The organism is Pectobacterium fontis, assembly GCF_000803215.1.
Lineage (GTDB): Bacteria > Pseudomonadota > Gammaproteobacteria > Enterobacterales > Enterobacteriaceae > Pectobacterium > Pectobacterium fontis.
In genome coordinates this window covers 23746-39312 of sequence record NZ_JSXC01000001.1, presented here as the reverse complement: position 1 = coordinate 39312, position 15567 = coordinate 23746, and the positions used below count along the sequence as shown (strand labels likewise).

Genomic DNA, 15567 nt, shown 5'->3' with positions numbered 1-15567 from the left:
AAGTTGATCCCTTTTTTTGCCAGAACATGACATGTGTCTAACTTTCAGAAAAGTAATCAACTGTCAGAAACGACAAAAAATTTCGTTTTAGGGCGAATGCATAAGCGACTTTAGCCACTGCACAAGCCGATTTATACCTTATTTTCAGTCAATGCCGACCATTATTTGGCATCTTTATGGTGGGTTTACTGGCTATAGTCAAAAAGAGTACATTATCGCTGTAATAAAATTACAGCATCCTGCAACGAGGAGATGAACATGGCGGTAACTTCAACAGCCCAAGCGTGCGATCTGGTTATTTTTGGTGCCAAGGGCGATCTGGCGCGCCGTAAATTGCTGCCTTCCCTGTACCAATTGGAAAAAGCAGGCCACATCCACGCAGACACCAAAATTATCGGTGTGGGCCGTGCGAACTGGGATAAAGCGGAGTATACCCGCGTCGTGCGGGAAGCGCTTGACACCTTTATGAAAGAAGCCATTGATGAGAAGTTGTGGGAAACGCTAAGCAGTCGGTTGAATTTCTGCAATCTTGATGTGGAAGACACGAAAGCCTTCAGCAAACTGGGCAAAATGCTTGACCAGAAAAATCGTACCACGATCAACTATTTTGCTATGCCACCGAGCACCTTTGGTGCCATCTGCAAAGGGTTAGGAACCGCAGGGCTAAATAAAGAGCCTGCACGAGTGGTGATGGAAAAGCCATTGGGCACCGATCTGGCGTCTTCTCGCGTCATTAACGATCAAGTCGCGGAATTTTTCAATGAGTGTCAGGTTTACCGTATCGACCATTATTTGGGTAAAGAGACCGTTCTGAACCTGCTGGCGCTACGTTTTGCCAACTCGCTGTTCTCTTCAAACTGGGACAACCGGACTATCGACCATGTGCAGATCACGGTAGCCGAAGAAGTCGGGATTGAAGGGCGCTGGGGCTATTTTGATCAAGCCGGCCAGATGCGCGACATGATCCAGAACCATCTGTTACAGATTCTGACGATGATTGCGATGTCGCCGCCGTCCGATCTGACGACGGATCGCATTCGTGATGAGAAAGTGAAAGTACTGCGCTCACTGCGTCGCATTGACCGTTCCAACGTGCATGAAACGACCGTACGCGGCCAATATACCTCTGGTTTTGTTCAGGGGCATAAGGTGCCGGGCTATCTGGAAGAAGAGGGCGCGAACAAAAGCAGCAGCACGGAAACCTTTGTTGCGATCCGTGTTGATATTGATGACTGGCGCTGGTCCGGCGTGCCGTTCTACCTGCGTACCGGTAAACGTCTGCCGACGAAATGTTCCGAAGTTGTGGTGTACTTTAAGAACCCTGCGCTGAATCTGTTCCATGATTCTTACCAGCAATTACCGCAGAACAAGTTGATCATTCGCTTGCAGCCGGATGAAGGCGTAGAAATCCAGATTCTGAATAAAATCCCGGGATTAGAGCACAAGCATCGCCTACAAACGGTGAAGCTGGATCTGAGCTTCTCGGAAACCTTTAATCAACAACATTTGGCTGATGCCTACGAACGTCTGCTGCTGGAAACCATGCGTGGGATTCAGGCGCTGTTTGTCCGTCGTGATGAGGTCGAAGAAGCCTGGAAATGGGTGGATTCCATTATGGATGCATGGGGTATGGACAATGACGCGCCGAAACCATATCAGGCTGGAAGCTGGGGGCCAGTGGCATCCGTGGCGATGATTACCCGCGATGGTCGTTCCTGGAATGAATTTGAGTAATTTTTGATAAAAATCAGTGATTGGAATGCCGAGGAGATCCGGCATTCCACAGTTTTAATGTATGGCTAACGGTGCGGTCGGACATCTGCGGCAACGCAGATCCCTGTGGCAGGGGCGCGCTATATAATTAATGGTGCCTTAGGGCATGACTGGAGATAATTTTTGATGAAAAACTGGAAAACGAGCGCGGAACAGATTTTGACAACGGGTCCTGTTGTTCCTGTGATTGTGGTCAACAAACTGGAACACGCGGTGCCGATGGCAAAAGCGTTAGTTGCGGGCGGCGTTCGCGTTCTGGAACTGACATTGCGTACCGACTGTGCCATCGACGCGATCCGTGCGATTGCGAAAGAAGTACCGGAAGCTATCGTAGGCGCGGGTACGGTGACAAATCCTGAGCAACTGGCGGCGGTAGTGGAAGCGGGTGCCCAGTTTGCTATCAGCCCCGGCCTGACCGAGCCGTTGCTGAAAGCGGCAACGGAAGGCAATATTCCGTTGATTCCAGGCATCAGCACCGTGTCTGAACTGATGCTGGGTATGGATTACGGCCTACGTGAGTTCAAATTCTTCCCAGCGGAAGCGAACGGCGGCGTGAAAGCGCTCCAGGCGATCGCAGGTCCGTTTGCTCAAATCCGTTTCTGCCCAACCGGTGGCATTACGCCGAATAACTACCGTGACTATCTGGCGCTGAAAAGCGTGCTGTGCGTGGGTGGTTCCTGGCTCGTGCCGAACGACGCGCTGGAAAGCGGCGATTACGCACGTATTACCGAACTGGCGCGTGAAGCCGTTGCCGGTGCGAAAGCCTAAGTTGCGCATTATTGAATGACGAAGGCCACTCACTGCGAGTGGCCTTTTTTATGACTGACATCCTTGTCCGTCCTCTGCGGGTCGTTGCCGTTCCGTAGGCTGTCAGTGATATCTCACCCGAACGGCAATCAACGCATCAACCGCTGATTTTTACGCCCGCTGCGACGCGCTTAGCAATCTCAACGGCATCGTCCGTCGTTTCCGCGCTGGCTAACGCAACGCCCATACGACGTTTACCGCTGATATCCGGCTTGCCAAACAGGCGAATTTGCGTATGAGGAAGTAGTGCGCTTTCCAGCCCCTGATAGCGTACGTTATTGCTCGCCAACTCCGGTAAAATGACGGCGGAAGCGGCGGCACCATACTGACGAACGGTGCCAATAGGTAACCCCAGAAAAGCGCGAACGTGCAGGGCAAACTCGGACAGATCCTGAGAAATCATCGTCACCATGCCGGTATCATGTGGTCGAGGGGAGACTTCACTGAAGATAACCTCGTCACCGCAGACGAACAGTTCAACACCGAACAGGCCATAGCCACCGAGCGCTTTCACGACATCGCTGGCCATCTTTTGCGCGCGTTCTTGTGCCAGCGTACTCATTTGCTGTGGCTGCCAGGATTCACGGTAGTCGCCATCCTCCTGTCGATGGCCGATGGGGGCGCAAAAATGAATACCGTCAATTGCATGGATGGTTAACAGTGTGATCTCAAAGTCAAAATTAACCAATCCCTCCACGATGACGCGCCCGCCGCCCGCACGTCCACCCTGTTGGGCATAATGCCACGCCTTATCTACCTGATCAGCGGTGCGAATCAGGCTTTGTCCTTTTCCCGATGAACTCATGACTGGTTTAACAATACAGGGGTAGCCAATCGCGTCTACGGCCTGACGAAAGCGCTCTTCGCTGTCGGCAAAGCGGTAGGTGGAGGTCGGAACGCCGAGCGTTTCGGCTGCCAAACGACGGATTCCTTCACGGTTCATCGTCAGACGTGTCGCCTCGGCGCAGGGAACAACATGGTGCCCCTGTTTTTCCAGCATCACCAGCATGTCGGTAGCGATGGCTTCAATTTCCGGCACGATATAATCAGGACGCTCGGCTTCAACTAACGCTTTTAATGCGTCGCCATCCAACATATTGATGACGTGGCTGCGGTGCGCAATTTGCATCGCGGGCGCATCAGCATAGCGATCGACCGCAATGACTTCGATGCCAAGGCGCTGACACTCAATCGCTACTTCTTTGCCTAATTCACCGGAGCCAAGCAGCATCACTCGTGTAGCATCCGCACGCAGGGCGGTTCCAATCGTTAACATGACCTTATACCTGAACGGGTTGTGAAAAATGGCCGCAGTATAAACGAAAACGTTTGCGTACGCATTAAAGAGGGCATGGATTGGAATGCGGTGCGCAAAAGCGCAGCAAGAGACTGCGGTGTGGCTTGGCATTGCAGAGCAATCGTGCCACTCTTCTTGCAGAGTGAAAATTTTATGTCAAGACAACGAGATCCGACGCGATGAAGACACCGCAAGCTGAAAAAAGACCGCATGTGATGAGTACACATGGCGATACGCGTATCGACAACTATTACTGGCTGCGTGATGACCAGCGTGCCGATCCGCAGGTGTTGGCGTATTTGGAGCAGGAAAACGCCTATAGTGAAGCCATCATGGCGCCTCATGAGGCATGTAAACGAGCGCTGTATGACGAAATGGTTAAACGGATCCCCTCAACGGATATGTCTGTGCCATATGTCAGAAAAGGCTATCGCTACCAAAGCCTCTATGATGCAGATAAAGAGTACGCTATCTATCGGCGTCAGCCTGAGCAGGAAACCGAAACGTGGGAAACGTTGCTGGATGGCAATCAACGCGCGGAGGGACATGAGTTTTACAGTCTTGGCGCGCTTGAGATGAGTCCGAACAACGCGCTGCTGGCACTTTCGGAGGATTTTTTATCTCGTCGGCAGTACACACTACGTTTTCGTGATCTGAACAGTGGTGAGTGGCTACCGGATGTCATCGAGAATGTGACCGCGGGTGCTGAATGGTCGGCAGATTCAACGATGCTTTACTACGTGCGCAAGCATGCGCAAACGCTGCTGCCCTATCAGGTCTATCGCCACCGGCTAGGCAGCGATCCGACGCAGGATGAGTTGGTGTATGAAGAGAAAGACGACACCTATTATGTCAGCCTGAGTAAAACCACATCAGAGCATTACATCACCCTTTATCTTAGTAGCACCACGACGACGGAGGTGTTATTGCTTGATGCGACGCTCCCGGATGCTGTGCCACAGGTCTGTATTCCACGCCGGAAAGATCACGAATATGGCATCGATCACTATCAGGGTAAGTTTTATTTACGTTCCAACCGAGAAGGAAAAAACTTTGGTCTTTACCGTTCGGATAAGCCCGATGAACACGCGCTTGAAACGCTGATTGCGCCGAGTGAAAGCCGCGTGTTGGAAGGTTTTGAACTTTTCCGTGACTGGCTGGTGGTGGAAGAAAGAGAGCGTGGTTTGACCAGCTTACGCCAGATTCACTGGCATACGCAGGAAGAAAAAACGATCGCCTTTAATGACGCGAGCTACGTAACGTGGCTGTCGTACAACCCTACGCCAGACACGGCATTGATGCGGTATGGCTATTCATCCATGACAACCCCCAGCACGCAGTATGAACTGAATCTGGATACGGGCGAACAGCAGTTACTTAAACAAGCTGAAGTGAAAGATTTTTCTTCGGATAATTACCGGAGCGAACGTCTATGGATCACGGTTCGTGATGGTGTCGAGGTGCCGGTTTCCCTTGTTTATCACCGCGATCATTTCCGCCCCGGTCAGAATCCCCTATTGGTTTACGGCTATGGCGCTTATAGCCATAGTCTGGATCCCGATTTCAGTGTGAGCCGCCTGAGTCTGCTGGATAGAGGGTTTGTCTTTGCCTTAACGCATATTCGTGGTGGGGGGGAATTGGGGCAGCAGTGGTATGACGATGGCCGGTTGCTCAATAAAATGCACTCCTTCACGGATTTCATTGATGTGTCTCAGGCATTGATAGAAAAGGGCTACGGCGACAGGAAAAACATGTTCGCCATGGGAGGCAGTGCTGGTGGATTATTGATGGGTGCGGTAGTGAACATGGCACCCGATCTGTTCAAAGGCGCGGTCGCTCAGGTTCCCTTTGTTGATGTGCTGACGACGATGTTGGATGAGTCGATTCCGTTGACGACCGGAGAGTATGATGAGTGGGGCGACCCGAATGCCCAAATCTACTATGACTACATCAAACAATATAGCCCCTATGACGGCGTTACTGCACAGCGTTACCCGCATTTGTTGGTGACTACTGGCTTACACGATTCTCAGGTGCAGTATTGGGAGCCGGCGAAGTGGGTGGCGAAATTGCGGGAAGTCAAAATGGATGAGCGCCTCGTACTGCTATACACCGATATGGACGCCGGGCACGGCGGGAAATCCGGTCGTTTCAAACGTTATGATGATATTGCGCTGGAATATGCTTTCTTGCTGATGGTGCTTGCAAAGATGGAGGAAGGCGAGGAATAAGGCTAAAAACTGCGGCTATGAGGGTAAACCCATTTTCGGGTTTACCCGATCGGCATGGCGTATTACTTTGGTTATCAAGGTGTCGATTATCAGTGCTTAGGTAATATCAGCCTGCGTTTTCTTTGCTCTTTTATCCGCTCGTTTTTCAGCCGCCGTTTTTAGCGGCTTCTTCTTACTGTTCTTTTTGCTATCCAGTCCTTTACTCATATCCTGCCTCGCTTGATAAATAAAAGGTTAGGTTGCCACTCCATTAACCTCCTGTGCTGGGCGATATGCAAGCGAAAAATCATTTTTGCTGTGTAAGAATGTAAACCGTGGAAAGAGATGTTTTCCACGGGCGCAGACTGGAATGATGGGATAGGCTATTTAGCCTTGGGTTCGTAGGGTAAACGCGAGAACTGTAGCGAGCGTTGACGATAAAACATCACGCGTTCACGAAAGTAATTGCGCAGGTGTTCGGGTTGTTCTCTCTCAACGGCCTCTGGAATGACCGGCATATTGTAACGTTCTTTGAAGGCAACGCCTGACGCCGCCAAATCGACGTTAACTTTATCCATTTCCTCTTTGGACAGTTCTGCCAGATTATGTCCCATACCGCTTTCTCCTGCCTATTGACCACACACTGATGCGTGCCACGGTAAAGTAGCAACAAGAAAATGGCAAGTGTTCGCCTTTCTATGTGGATGTTTATGATTCCCATTACGGAATGGGAATCATTTTTAATACCAATATATATCACTATCCCAGATCGTTTTTGTTATTATTTGATAATAAAAATGATTCGCAATAATTTATTAAAATTCATTCTCAATTGATAATGAATATCAATAAATTTAAATTTAACCTATTGTTTTTAATGGTTATTTTGTTTTCATTCGATTGGTGTTAATAAAGTGTTTTTTATTTTATTTTTTCAGGCATAATGCGCTAAATAATTTCACCTGCCAGAAAAATAGGGAGTTAAAATGTTAAAAAAAGAAATGATTCAGAAACTGAACGAGCAACTTAATCTGGAGTTTTATTCCGCCAATTTGTATCTGCAAATGAGTGCATGGTGCGGTGACAAAGGTTTTGAAGGGGCTTCCAGTTTCCTGAAGACGCACTCTCAAGAAGAAATGCAGCACATGCAGCGTCTGTTTGACTATCTGGATGATACCGGAAGCCTGCCTGTGTTAGGTGCGATTGAGGCACCGCCTATTGATTTCGATTCATTGGCTGATGTCTTCAAACTGACCTATGAACACGAGCAGTTGATTACAGCAAAGATTAATGAGCTGGCACATGCGGCGATGGCGTTACAGGATTACTCTACATTCAATTTCCTGCAATGGTACGTTGCCGAGCAGCATGAAGAAGAGAAACTGTTCCGCTCTATTCTGGACAAACTGGCGTTGGTCAAAGCCAGCGAAGGTGGCCTGTTCTTCATCGATCAAGATCTGAAAAAAATGTCTGCGGCGGCTCCATCAGCCTAACGGCATTCCTGTCGACCAATAAATAACGCGGGATAAGGATTACGGTATCCCGCGTTATCCCTTCTGAAACGTCTGCCTACACTGCGCTGTCGATGTGATTCCTGACTTCATGCTCGACTTCATCCTTCGCTGTCGTTATGATCGCGTCAGTCGTGATATACAACATTCTGTTTTATAAGGTTTGTGCTGTCTTTCTCTGATTCGGATAAGGCTCAAAACTCACACACATCATTGTCTGAATACGTATGTCGGGAATACCATGATGAAGAAATTTTTGTTATCTATCGTGCTGACCTCACTTTCTGTGAATGCTTTTGCCGCCGCTAAATTGGCAAATATCAGCCGACTGGAGTACGGCGAACGCTGGGCTTTCACGCGTGAAGAGGTTCAATTGATTTGTCGCCCTGGTAATGCGCTGTACGCTTTGCATACCGGGACGCTGATGCAATATCCGTTGAATGATGTGGCTATTGCGCAGATGAAGTCCGGGCAGGTGAGCGCGCAGCCGATAGACGCCATTTGGTTGGACGATCCTAAACATCCCGGTCAGAAAAAAAGCCTCCAGCCATTTATCGAACGTGCCGAGCAACTGTGTCAGCCAGATGCCAAATCATGAAGTGATTGATTTGTTTGTTAATGTTAATTATTTGATTCTTTGTGGTTAACATAAAGTGTGAAATCTGTTCCATTTGTGATAATTGCGAGCAACCTGAAACTGGAAAACGCGCTGGAGTTGGCTAAGCTTCAATCTACAGGGCTAGTACAGCTTGTATAAATGCCAACTTTTAGCGCACGGCTCTCCCAAGAGCCATTTCCCTAGACCGAATACAGGAATCGTATTCGGTCTTTTTTTGATTTAAGGCGTCAACGAATGAAAAACAGCGTCTAAACCGCTATCTTCGTGATGTTACATTTTTCAGTAACAGTGAATTTAGTCTCGGATAGGGTCTTTAAACAATTAAAAAATAAATACCTTGCTAAAGATATTTATACATGCGTTAATGGGCTGTCGGTTTGATTCGCAGACCTAAAAGCAGTTTAGTAAAGCAGTTCTCATTTCCAAGTGCTATCCATAGATATCCCTTCTTTTGAGCCTTCTTATCGTTGCTAATTAAATTCTGTGCACAGGCCCTATTTGCCGGAAGGCGCTATACAAATTAAGGTAATTTCTATGTCTAATAAAATGACTGGTTTAGTAAAATGGTTTGACGCGGGTAAAGGTTTTGGTTTCATTACTCCTGATAACGGCAGCAAAGATGTATTCGTACATTTCTCTGCTATCCAGAGCAACGATTTCAAAACGCTGGACGAAGGCCAAAAGGTTGAGTTCACCATTGAAAATGGTCAGAAAGGCCCGGCTGCTGGCAACGTTGTTGCATTATAAAAAGCAGCGTTGTAATAAAGCAGTACTATAAAAATTAAAGTGATATCTTTCTTGCGATACCGATGATGGGTTAAACCTGAGCAGTCAAGAAAAATGCTGAGAACCCCTGGCGTAATGCTGGGGGTTTTTGTTTATCAAGTATCTTGATTTGCTGCGGAATTTTTTATACTTCAAGCTTTGGGTGTCACTAAACTGCGATTTTTCAATCGCGCATTTTTTAAATTCATGAAGCACAATATGCTTATAAGGTAGTTAACGCTGCCAGGGTTTAATTGGGGAAAAACGTGAGTCGTTTTCGCAAGGAATCCCATCATTATCACCGTCCATTTTCGTATTCGGACAGTTTTGAATGAAAAAAGAGGCCTCTTCTCTGGAATTCATCTGGCTACAATATTGTCTGCCATCGCAAACAAATCGATTTTCTTTTTGTTTTCGACCTTCTGTTTTTATTTTCCTTGTTCTCTGGTTATCCCCATCATGATCATACTGATAGGACGATACTGACTGAGTAGTGAAAGAGAATGCGGTAGACAGTAAAATGACGAAGAGCGTCCTTTTCATCGAGATATCCATGAAAGACTTGTATTAAGGTCAGCCTATCATCTTTGATGACGTATAATGATTAATAACTCTTCATTATTGGATGGGGGGGATGGCGACTACATTGAACGAGATACAGAAAGGCTAGGCGGGAACAGGGTTGCGAGTCATACGACAGAGGAGCCCTGAGGCTCCCTGACGTCTGGCACGATTATTTGTACAAAATCGCGGTGCCGCGTAATTGATCGTTACCTGTTGCGGAAACGATATGATATGACGACGCACCCGCTTTTTTCGCTTTTTGAGCGACCTGTGCTTCGAAAGCGTCTAACGTTTTTACACCGCTAACAGAAACCGTCGCGATTTCTTGTGCAGCAAACGCGCCGAAAGATAAAGTAGAAAGTGCGATAACTGCGATAAAATTTTTGATGCTTTTCATGATTTATTCCTTCACGTTTTATTGGGTTAATTAGGCTGTTTGCCTTGATGTGAAGAATGATAGCGCCATGCTCTGGCAATGAATATCAGAGAGATTTGTTATTCTTTTTCAAAAATATTGTTCTTTATTGGTTGTGCCATTCAGTCCTGTTCCGCAGTAGGATGAACTCTGTGCATCATAAAGTAGTCGATGAAGGGAAGAGATATGCAGATTTCAGCCAACCGTCTGATGGCGACGATGCAAAGCGTATTGCAAAAAGCAGGGTGTGGGTAAAGAAGCGATGCGGCTATTGAGCGGCTGAAAACGACCGAATTCGCATTAATAGCATAATATTCTTCAGGAGAAGAAAATAATCGGGGGACACATGCTGATGCGGGGATGGTTGATCGTTGCGGTGATACTCGGGGTATTCGTGGCTCTGTCTCCCTGGATCTTGCGTCAACTTCCCCCCGGTTACGATCCCTTCTCTCCGCTGTCTGTCGATGACCCACCCACGTTTATTACCCGACTGAAAATGAAATCTGTCGCCAGCGATTCTGAAGCCTGCCTGGCGGTATTAAAACAGGCGCAGGAAAACGGATGGTTACGTTTCTCCGAGGCCAATGATATCAGTGGGCAATGCCCGGTGGCGTCGCCCGTGCGAGTGCAAGGTTTTGGCACCGTCACGCTCAGTTCCAGCTTTCTGGCAAGTTGCCCATTGGCGCTGAGTAGCACGATGTTTGTGGCGCAGGTCGCGGTGCCGCAGGCTCAGGCTCTTGGTACGTCGTTGGCACGTATTGAGCATATGGGTAGCTACGCTTGTCGCAATGTCTATCATCGGCCGGAAGGGCGTTTGAGTGAACATGCGACGGCTGACGCGTGGGATATCGCTGCCTTTCGTCTTGCTGATGGACGGCAGGTTAGCGTCCTGAATCAGTGGTCGGCAACGGACGATCGCGGGAGCTATTTGCGCACCACGTTCAGGGAAAGCTGTCGCTTTTTCGGTAACTCGCTGGGGCCGGAATACAACGCCGCACATGCGAATCACTTTCACTTTGGCATGCACGGTTTTGGCGTATGTCGATGAGATGAGTCAGGTGGGAAAGCTAGAAATCAGCGTACTCCTGGGCGGGGATCCAGAAGCCATCAATGTACTCCTCGATGGGGAAGCAGCCCGCGCGGCGCAGGCGCTGTTCGTCCATCGCTTGTAGACATTGCGCTTCGGTGTTGTAGGCGCCAGCGACCAAATCATCGCAGCCATGCCCGAGGTAACAAACAAATATCACTAATGCAAACATGATGCTCTCCAGACATTACCGACCTTCACTATCTGTCAGAATAATTGTAGATGAGAATCAGCGGGGAAAGGAGAGACGGGCGGTTCATCAGGTGGTTTTATCGCCACCTGATGCAGAAACCGCAGTTATGCTTTAGAACGCGGCTGTGCAGAAGACGCGCCATCCCGTACTAAGTCGCGCGGTAGGCTGTTTTTTATCCTGCTGCTGATGCGTTTTGCCAGGCCAACGGGCGTGCTCTGGTAAGTTAAAATCAACTCATCCGCAGTAGGAAGCGGATCCGGGTAGCTATCTTTGCCCTGAAACCACTCACAGGCGATACGCTCGGTCAGGGCGTAGGCATTGTTCGCATGCGGATCGGCCAGCGCGATAATCGCTTCATGCTGCCAGCGGAAACCTTTAGGGAAGCGTTCGGCGAGTTTAATACCAATCCGTGAGAATTTGATATTGCCAAAAGCGGAGGTCAGCGCTGTAGGGAAAAGCCAGATCTCGTTATCACGCTGCCACAACTGAAGTTGCGTCTCATCCCAGTGGATACCTTGCTTACGTGCTGCCTGTGTGAGTAACGTGCAATCTTTGGGCGCGACGGGAGAGAACGGGAATTTACCCACTTTATAGCCAGGACGCGGCAGTGGCGGTACGCTGGCTGTCTTCCGCAAACGGGCAACAAAGAAGCCTTCGCTGTCGTAAATTTGCGGGAAAACGTGCAGGAAACCGTCTTCCGTTGTGGCGCGTTCAGCGTCGGCAAAGAGGTCGCCTAACGATTCGAATTCGCATGCATCAGGGAACTGTGCCTGTAGCCAATGACAGACCTGCTGATTCTCCTGACTATTCAGCGTACAGGTGGAATAAATCATCACGCCGCCCGGCTTCAGGGCATGGAACGCGCTCAGAATCAGGTCACGCTGTGTAGCGGCAATGTCGGTAATACTTTCTTGTGACCAGTGGCTCATCGCCGCCGGATCCTTACGTACGACACCTTCACCTGAACACGGGGCATCCAGCAGTATCGCATCAAAATATTCCGGCAGTGCGGCACCGAAAACGCGCCCGTCGAAGTGCGTCATCGCAGTATTGCTGACGCCGCAGCGGCTGATGTTGGCATGTAGCACTTTTACCCGACTGGCTGAATACTCGTTGGCGATGATGGCCCCTTGATTATTCATCCGTGCTGCGATCTGCGTCGTTTTGGAACCTGGTGCAGCCGCGACATCCAAAACCGTTTCCAGTGCATCGTTACGATGAAACAGGGCGCTGACAGGCAGCATAGAACTGGCTTCCTGAATGTAGAATAGCCCGCTCAAGTGTTCCAGCGTATTGCCTAACCGCGTGTTTTCCTCTTCTGCATTCAGCAGCCAGAATCCTTCCTGACACCAGGGGATCGGTTCAAGCTGCCAGCCATAGGGCTGCACGAGTTGAAGAAAATCATCAACACTGATTTTTAATGTATTGACGCGGATGCTCCGGCGTAACGGGCGCTGGCAAGCGGCGATGAAATCTTCCATCGACAGCGATGAAGGCATGATGTCCCGCATCGTGTCGAGAAATTCAGCAGGCAGGTTGGCTGGGGTAAATTTTGCCACGACGTGGTTCCGTACAGGTTATTCAGTCAAACGAGGGGAAGAAGCGGCGCAGTGTAGCACGGATCTTTCATCGATAGCGTGAAAACGATAGGGCGACGCTTGCCGCCCTGTCAGATGTGAACGCTAATTATTGTTGGGGCGTCGGAATTGCCGTACCCCATTGTCGCCACTCTTTAGGCTCTTCGTTCCTCAGCAAGAAGTGTTTTCCTTCCTGCGCTTTGGGAGCTAGCGGCGTACTCGGCGGCGTGGCGAAAGCGATACCACCGCGAATGAACTGCTGGAAGGTTCCGCTCTTGATGACACCGCCCGTCAGGCCGAACTCCAGATTATAACCAGAAGCCAACCAGAATACGGAATTGTCGCGCACCAAATGCTGATAGCGTTTGCTGATACGCAGCGACACAGCGATACGATCGGAAAGCGTGCCAAGTGACAGCCCGGTTACCGTACCCACCTCGATGCCACGGAATAGCACTGGCGTACCGACCTGCAACGCGCCGGCTTCCGGCGCATCAACGCTGATGTTCAGGCCGTCCTGATAGCGAGAATCGGAGATGGTGGCCTGCTGTAGCTCAAAATTGCGCGTTACGCTGCCGTTGCCCGGTTCGACGTTGATATACGGCTGGAACAGTGTCTCCAGATGATTCACCCCTGCGGCGGAAATTTCCGGCGTGACGACGGAAAAGCGCGTCCCAGAACGGGCAAAGTTACGTACATATTCAGGATAGAGTACGGCCTGAACCAGCACCTCATTACGCTGTTCGGACAGTTTCAGCGAATCCAACTGGCCGATATCGATACCCAGATAGCGGATTGGCATACCCGGCGCGAGTTTACTGGCATCGTAGGTGCGCAGAATGATGCGGCTTCCCACGGCGCGTGCCGCTGTCTCGTTGTTGTACAGGACACGTTTGCCGCCCTTAATTTCCGGTGCGCCTTCCAGATTATCAAAACTGATTGCCCCCTTCAGCGCCCGATTCAGCGGGGAAGCCTGCACAGTCAGACCCGAGGTGTTTAATTGCACGCGTGCGCCGCCTTCTGCCCAGAACACACTGTTTTCTGTCAGCAACTTGCGATGTTCGGGACGAATATAAACATCAACCTCAAAGGTATCCGCTTTGGGACGCACCCGCATGATTTCGCCGACCTGGAATTTACGATACAGCACGATGGAACCGTCCTGAATATCCGGCAGGCTATCGGTCACCAGCGTGAGGGTTGGTGAAGGGGCAGAACCGCGAATGCCTTCTTCGGCTTTTTCGAGATCGCTGAACAGCGGGTAGCGCGCCTGAACATCACCTTTGCTGCCTGGTAAAACCTGAATACCGCCGCTGATCCACTCTTGTGCACTGGCACCCAGCACTTGAATCCCATCCAGCCCCATCTTCACATTCACGCGGCTGTTAACGATGAATGTGCTGTCACGATGCAATAACTGACGATATCGCGGCTCGATCACCAAAATAAAGCTGACGCCTTGTTCATCCAGCGTGCGCTTCACGACCTGACCGATCTGTACGCCGTGTAACAACACAGGTTGACCGCTATCAATGCCATAGCTCTGTGCTGCTGTAAGCTGAATAGAAAGCGCGCCGGGCTGGGCGAGTTGCTGTTGCCCGCTGTCCAGCACGGCAAAATGCTGGCGTGGTTCGCCTTCACCGGGGATGAGCGTCAGCGTCGGGCCGCTGAGCAGGCGTGACACATTCAGGTCACTGAGCGAAAATTGCGGTTTGCTGAGTTCAATACGCGTGCCTTCGCGCATCAGTGACACCACGGAAGGATCGATGATCAGTTCCCCGCTGACCTTACCATCATCTGGGTTCAGGATGATTTTATTCAGCGTGCCAACTTCCAGCCCTTGATACATCAACGGTGTGCGCCCTTCGGATAGGCTATCGCCCGACGGTAAATCCAGCGTGATCTTCACCCCGCGCTGGCTCTGTGCCAGATCGGGGTAGAGGCGGTAAGATTGTTCGGCACTCGCGTCCTCGCTCTCTTCCGGCGAATCGAACGCAATCGCACCGTTAACCAAGGCCGCCAGATTCTCCATCTCAACTTTTGCGCCGCTGACGCTGATATCTGCGTTAAAACCGGACACATTCCAGAAGCGACTATTCTTCTTCACCAGATGGGTAAAACGGCGTTCAACCAGTACGTCAATCATCACACCGCGGCGATCCTGAGAAACAGTGTAGTCGTAGACTTTCCCTACTGGAATTTTACGGTAGTAAACCAGCGATCCGGTATTCAATGACCCAAGGTCATCGGCATGGAGATGAATCAGTAATTCTCCCGTATTCACACGGTATTTAGGCTGGGTATCCAGTGCGGAAAAGTGCTCTTGGGGATCGCCGGAGCCGGGCATCATACCGATGTAGTTACCGCCCACCAGCGCATCCAATCCTGATACGCCAGCAAGAGAGGCTTTAGGGGTAACCAGCCAGAATTGCGTCCCGCTGCGCAGGGCTTCCTTCATATCGCTTTTGATGCTGGCTTCAACCTGTATGGTACGCAGATCCTCGCTCAACTTGATATTCTGTACCGTGCCGACTTCCACCCCCTGATAGCGCACGGGCGTACGCCCGGCGACAATACCGTCGGCGGAGACGAAATCAATGGTCACCGTCGCGCCTCGCTCCTGCTGATTGGTGTAAATCAGCCAACCTGCAATCATCAGCGCAATCAGCGGTAGCAGCCAAAACGGCGACAGGCGACGCTTGTTTTTCACCGTCGCTTCCGTTGGTGTTCCAGACGTATTATCTTGCAT

At 50.1% G+C, this 15567-nt stretch carries 14 protein-coding genes; 7 read left to right on the top strand and 7 right to left on the bottom strand.

Annotation, left to right across the window (positions count from 1 at the left end; genetic code table 11):
* Positions 1 to 258 precede the first annotated feature (258 nt).
* Together zwf and OI69_RS00170 are read left to right on the top strand one after the other, a co-directional pair.
* The gene (gene zwf / locus OI69_RS00175; protein WP_039344382.1) at positions 259 to 1734 is read left to right on the top strand and encodes a glucose-6-phosphate dehydrogenase; all 1476 of its coding nucleotides are present in this window, start codon (positions 259 to 261) and stop codon (positions 1732 to 1734) included.
* Between the two features lie 165 nt (positions 1735 to 1899).
* Positions 1900 to 2541, top strand: coding sequence for a bifunctional 4-hydroxy-2-oxoglutarate aldolase/2-dehydro-3-deoxy-phosphogluconate aldolase (locus OI69_RS00170; RefSeq protein WP_039344379.1), 642 nt, complete (start codon positions 1900 to 1902; stop codon positions 2539 to 2541).
* A 136-nt stretch (positions 2542 to 2677) separates the two neighbouring features.
* On the opposite strand, the gene purT is transcribed toward OI69_RS00170, so the two are convergent.
* Positions 2678 to 3856, bottom strand: a complete 1179-nt coding sequence (gene purT, locus OI69_RS00165) for a formate-dependent phosphoribosylglycinamide formyltransferase (protein ID WP_039344376.1) — start codon at positions 3854 to 3856, stop codon at positions 2678 to 2680.
* Between the two features lie 200 nt (positions 3857 to 4056).
* Here purT and OI69_RS00160 point away from each other — a divergent pair, with 200 nt between their 5' ends.
* On the top strand, positions 4057 to 6108 hold the full coding sequence (locus OI69_RS00160; RefSeq protein WP_039344373.1) for a S9 family peptidase: 2052 nt from the start codon (positions 4057 to 4059) through the stop codon (positions 6106 to 6108).
* A gap of 362 nt (positions 6109 to 6470) precedes the next feature.
* Here the strand turns inward: OI69_RS00160 and OI69_RS00155 are convergent, their stop codons facing one another.
* A complete protein-coding gene (locus OI69_RS00155) occupies positions 6471 to 6701 on the bottom strand; it encodes a DNA polymerase III subunit theta (protein WP_039344370.1) in 231 nt (76 codons plus the stop codon).
* A 372-nt stretch (positions 6702 to 7073) separates the two neighbouring features.
* On the opposite strand from OI69_RS00155, the gene ftnA reads away from it, so the two are divergent.
* From ftnA to cspG, 3 genes are all read left to right on the top strand, one after another.
* Entirely contained in the window at positions 7074 to 7580 is a 507-nt protein-coding gene (gene ftnA, locus OI69_RS00150; protein WP_039344368.1) for a non-heme ferritin, read from the top strand.
* Positions 7581 to 7839: 259 nt separating this feature from the next.
* Entirely contained in the window at positions 7840 to 8196 is a 357-nt protein-coding gene (locus OI69_RS00145; RefSeq protein ID WP_080752581.1) for a YebY family protein, read from the top strand.
* A gap of 555 nt (positions 8197 to 8751) precedes the next feature.
* Complete coding sequence (gene cspG, locus OI69_RS00140; RefSeq protein WP_010275831.1) at positions 8752 to 8964, top strand: cold shock protein CspG; 213 nt, start codon at positions 8752 to 8754, stop codon at positions 8962 to 8964.
* A gap of 252 nt (positions 8965 to 9216) precedes the next feature.
* Here the strand turns inward: cspG and OI69_RS20315 are convergent, their stop codons facing one another.
* Positions 9217 to 9525, bottom strand: coding sequence for an excalibur calcium-binding domain-containing protein (locus tag OI69_RS20315; RefSeq protein WP_072034233.1), 309 nt, complete (start codon positions 9523 to 9525; stop codon positions 9217 to 9219).
* 190 nt (positions 9526 to 9715) lie between these two features.
* Positions 9716 to 9943: a YdgH/BhsA/McbA-like domain containing protein gene (locus OI69_RS00135; protein ID WP_039344365.1), complete on the bottom strand. Its 228-nt coding sequence runs from the start codon at positions 9941 to 9943 to the stop codon at positions 9716 to 9718.
* A 370-nt stretch (positions 9944 to 10313) separates the two neighbouring features.
* Here OI69_RS00135 and OI69_RS00130 point away from each other — a divergent pair, with 370 nt between their 5' ends.
* Entirely contained in the window at positions 10314 to 11009 is a 696-nt protein-coding gene (locus OI69_RS00130; RefSeq protein WP_039344625.1) for an extensin-like domain-containing protein, read from the top strand.
* Positions 11010 to 11028: 19 nt separating this feature from the next.
* Here the strand turns inward: OI69_RS00130 and OI69_RS00125 are convergent, their stop codons facing one another.
* The 3 genes from OI69_RS00125 to OI69_RS00115 form a co-directional block, all read right to left on the bottom strand.
* Positions 11029 to 11220, bottom strand: coding sequence for a YdfD/YebW family protein (locus OI69_RS00125; RefSeq protein ID WP_039344362.1), 192 nt, complete (start codon positions 11218 to 11220; stop codon positions 11029 to 11031).
* A 125-nt stretch (positions 11221 to 11345) separates the two neighbouring features.
* The gene (rsmF, locus tag OI69_RS00120; RefSeq protein WP_039344359.1) at positions 11346 to 12800 is read right to left on the bottom strand and encodes a 16S rRNA (cytosine(1407)-C(5))-methyltransferase RsmF; all 1455 of its coding nucleotides are present in this window, start codon (positions 12798 to 12800) and stop codon (positions 11346 to 11348) included.
* A 127-nt stretch (positions 12801 to 12927) separates the two neighbouring features.
* Entirely contained in the window at positions 12928 to 15567 is a 2640-nt protein-coding gene (locus OI69_RS00115) for a PqiB family protein (RefSeq protein WP_039344356.1), read from the bottom strand.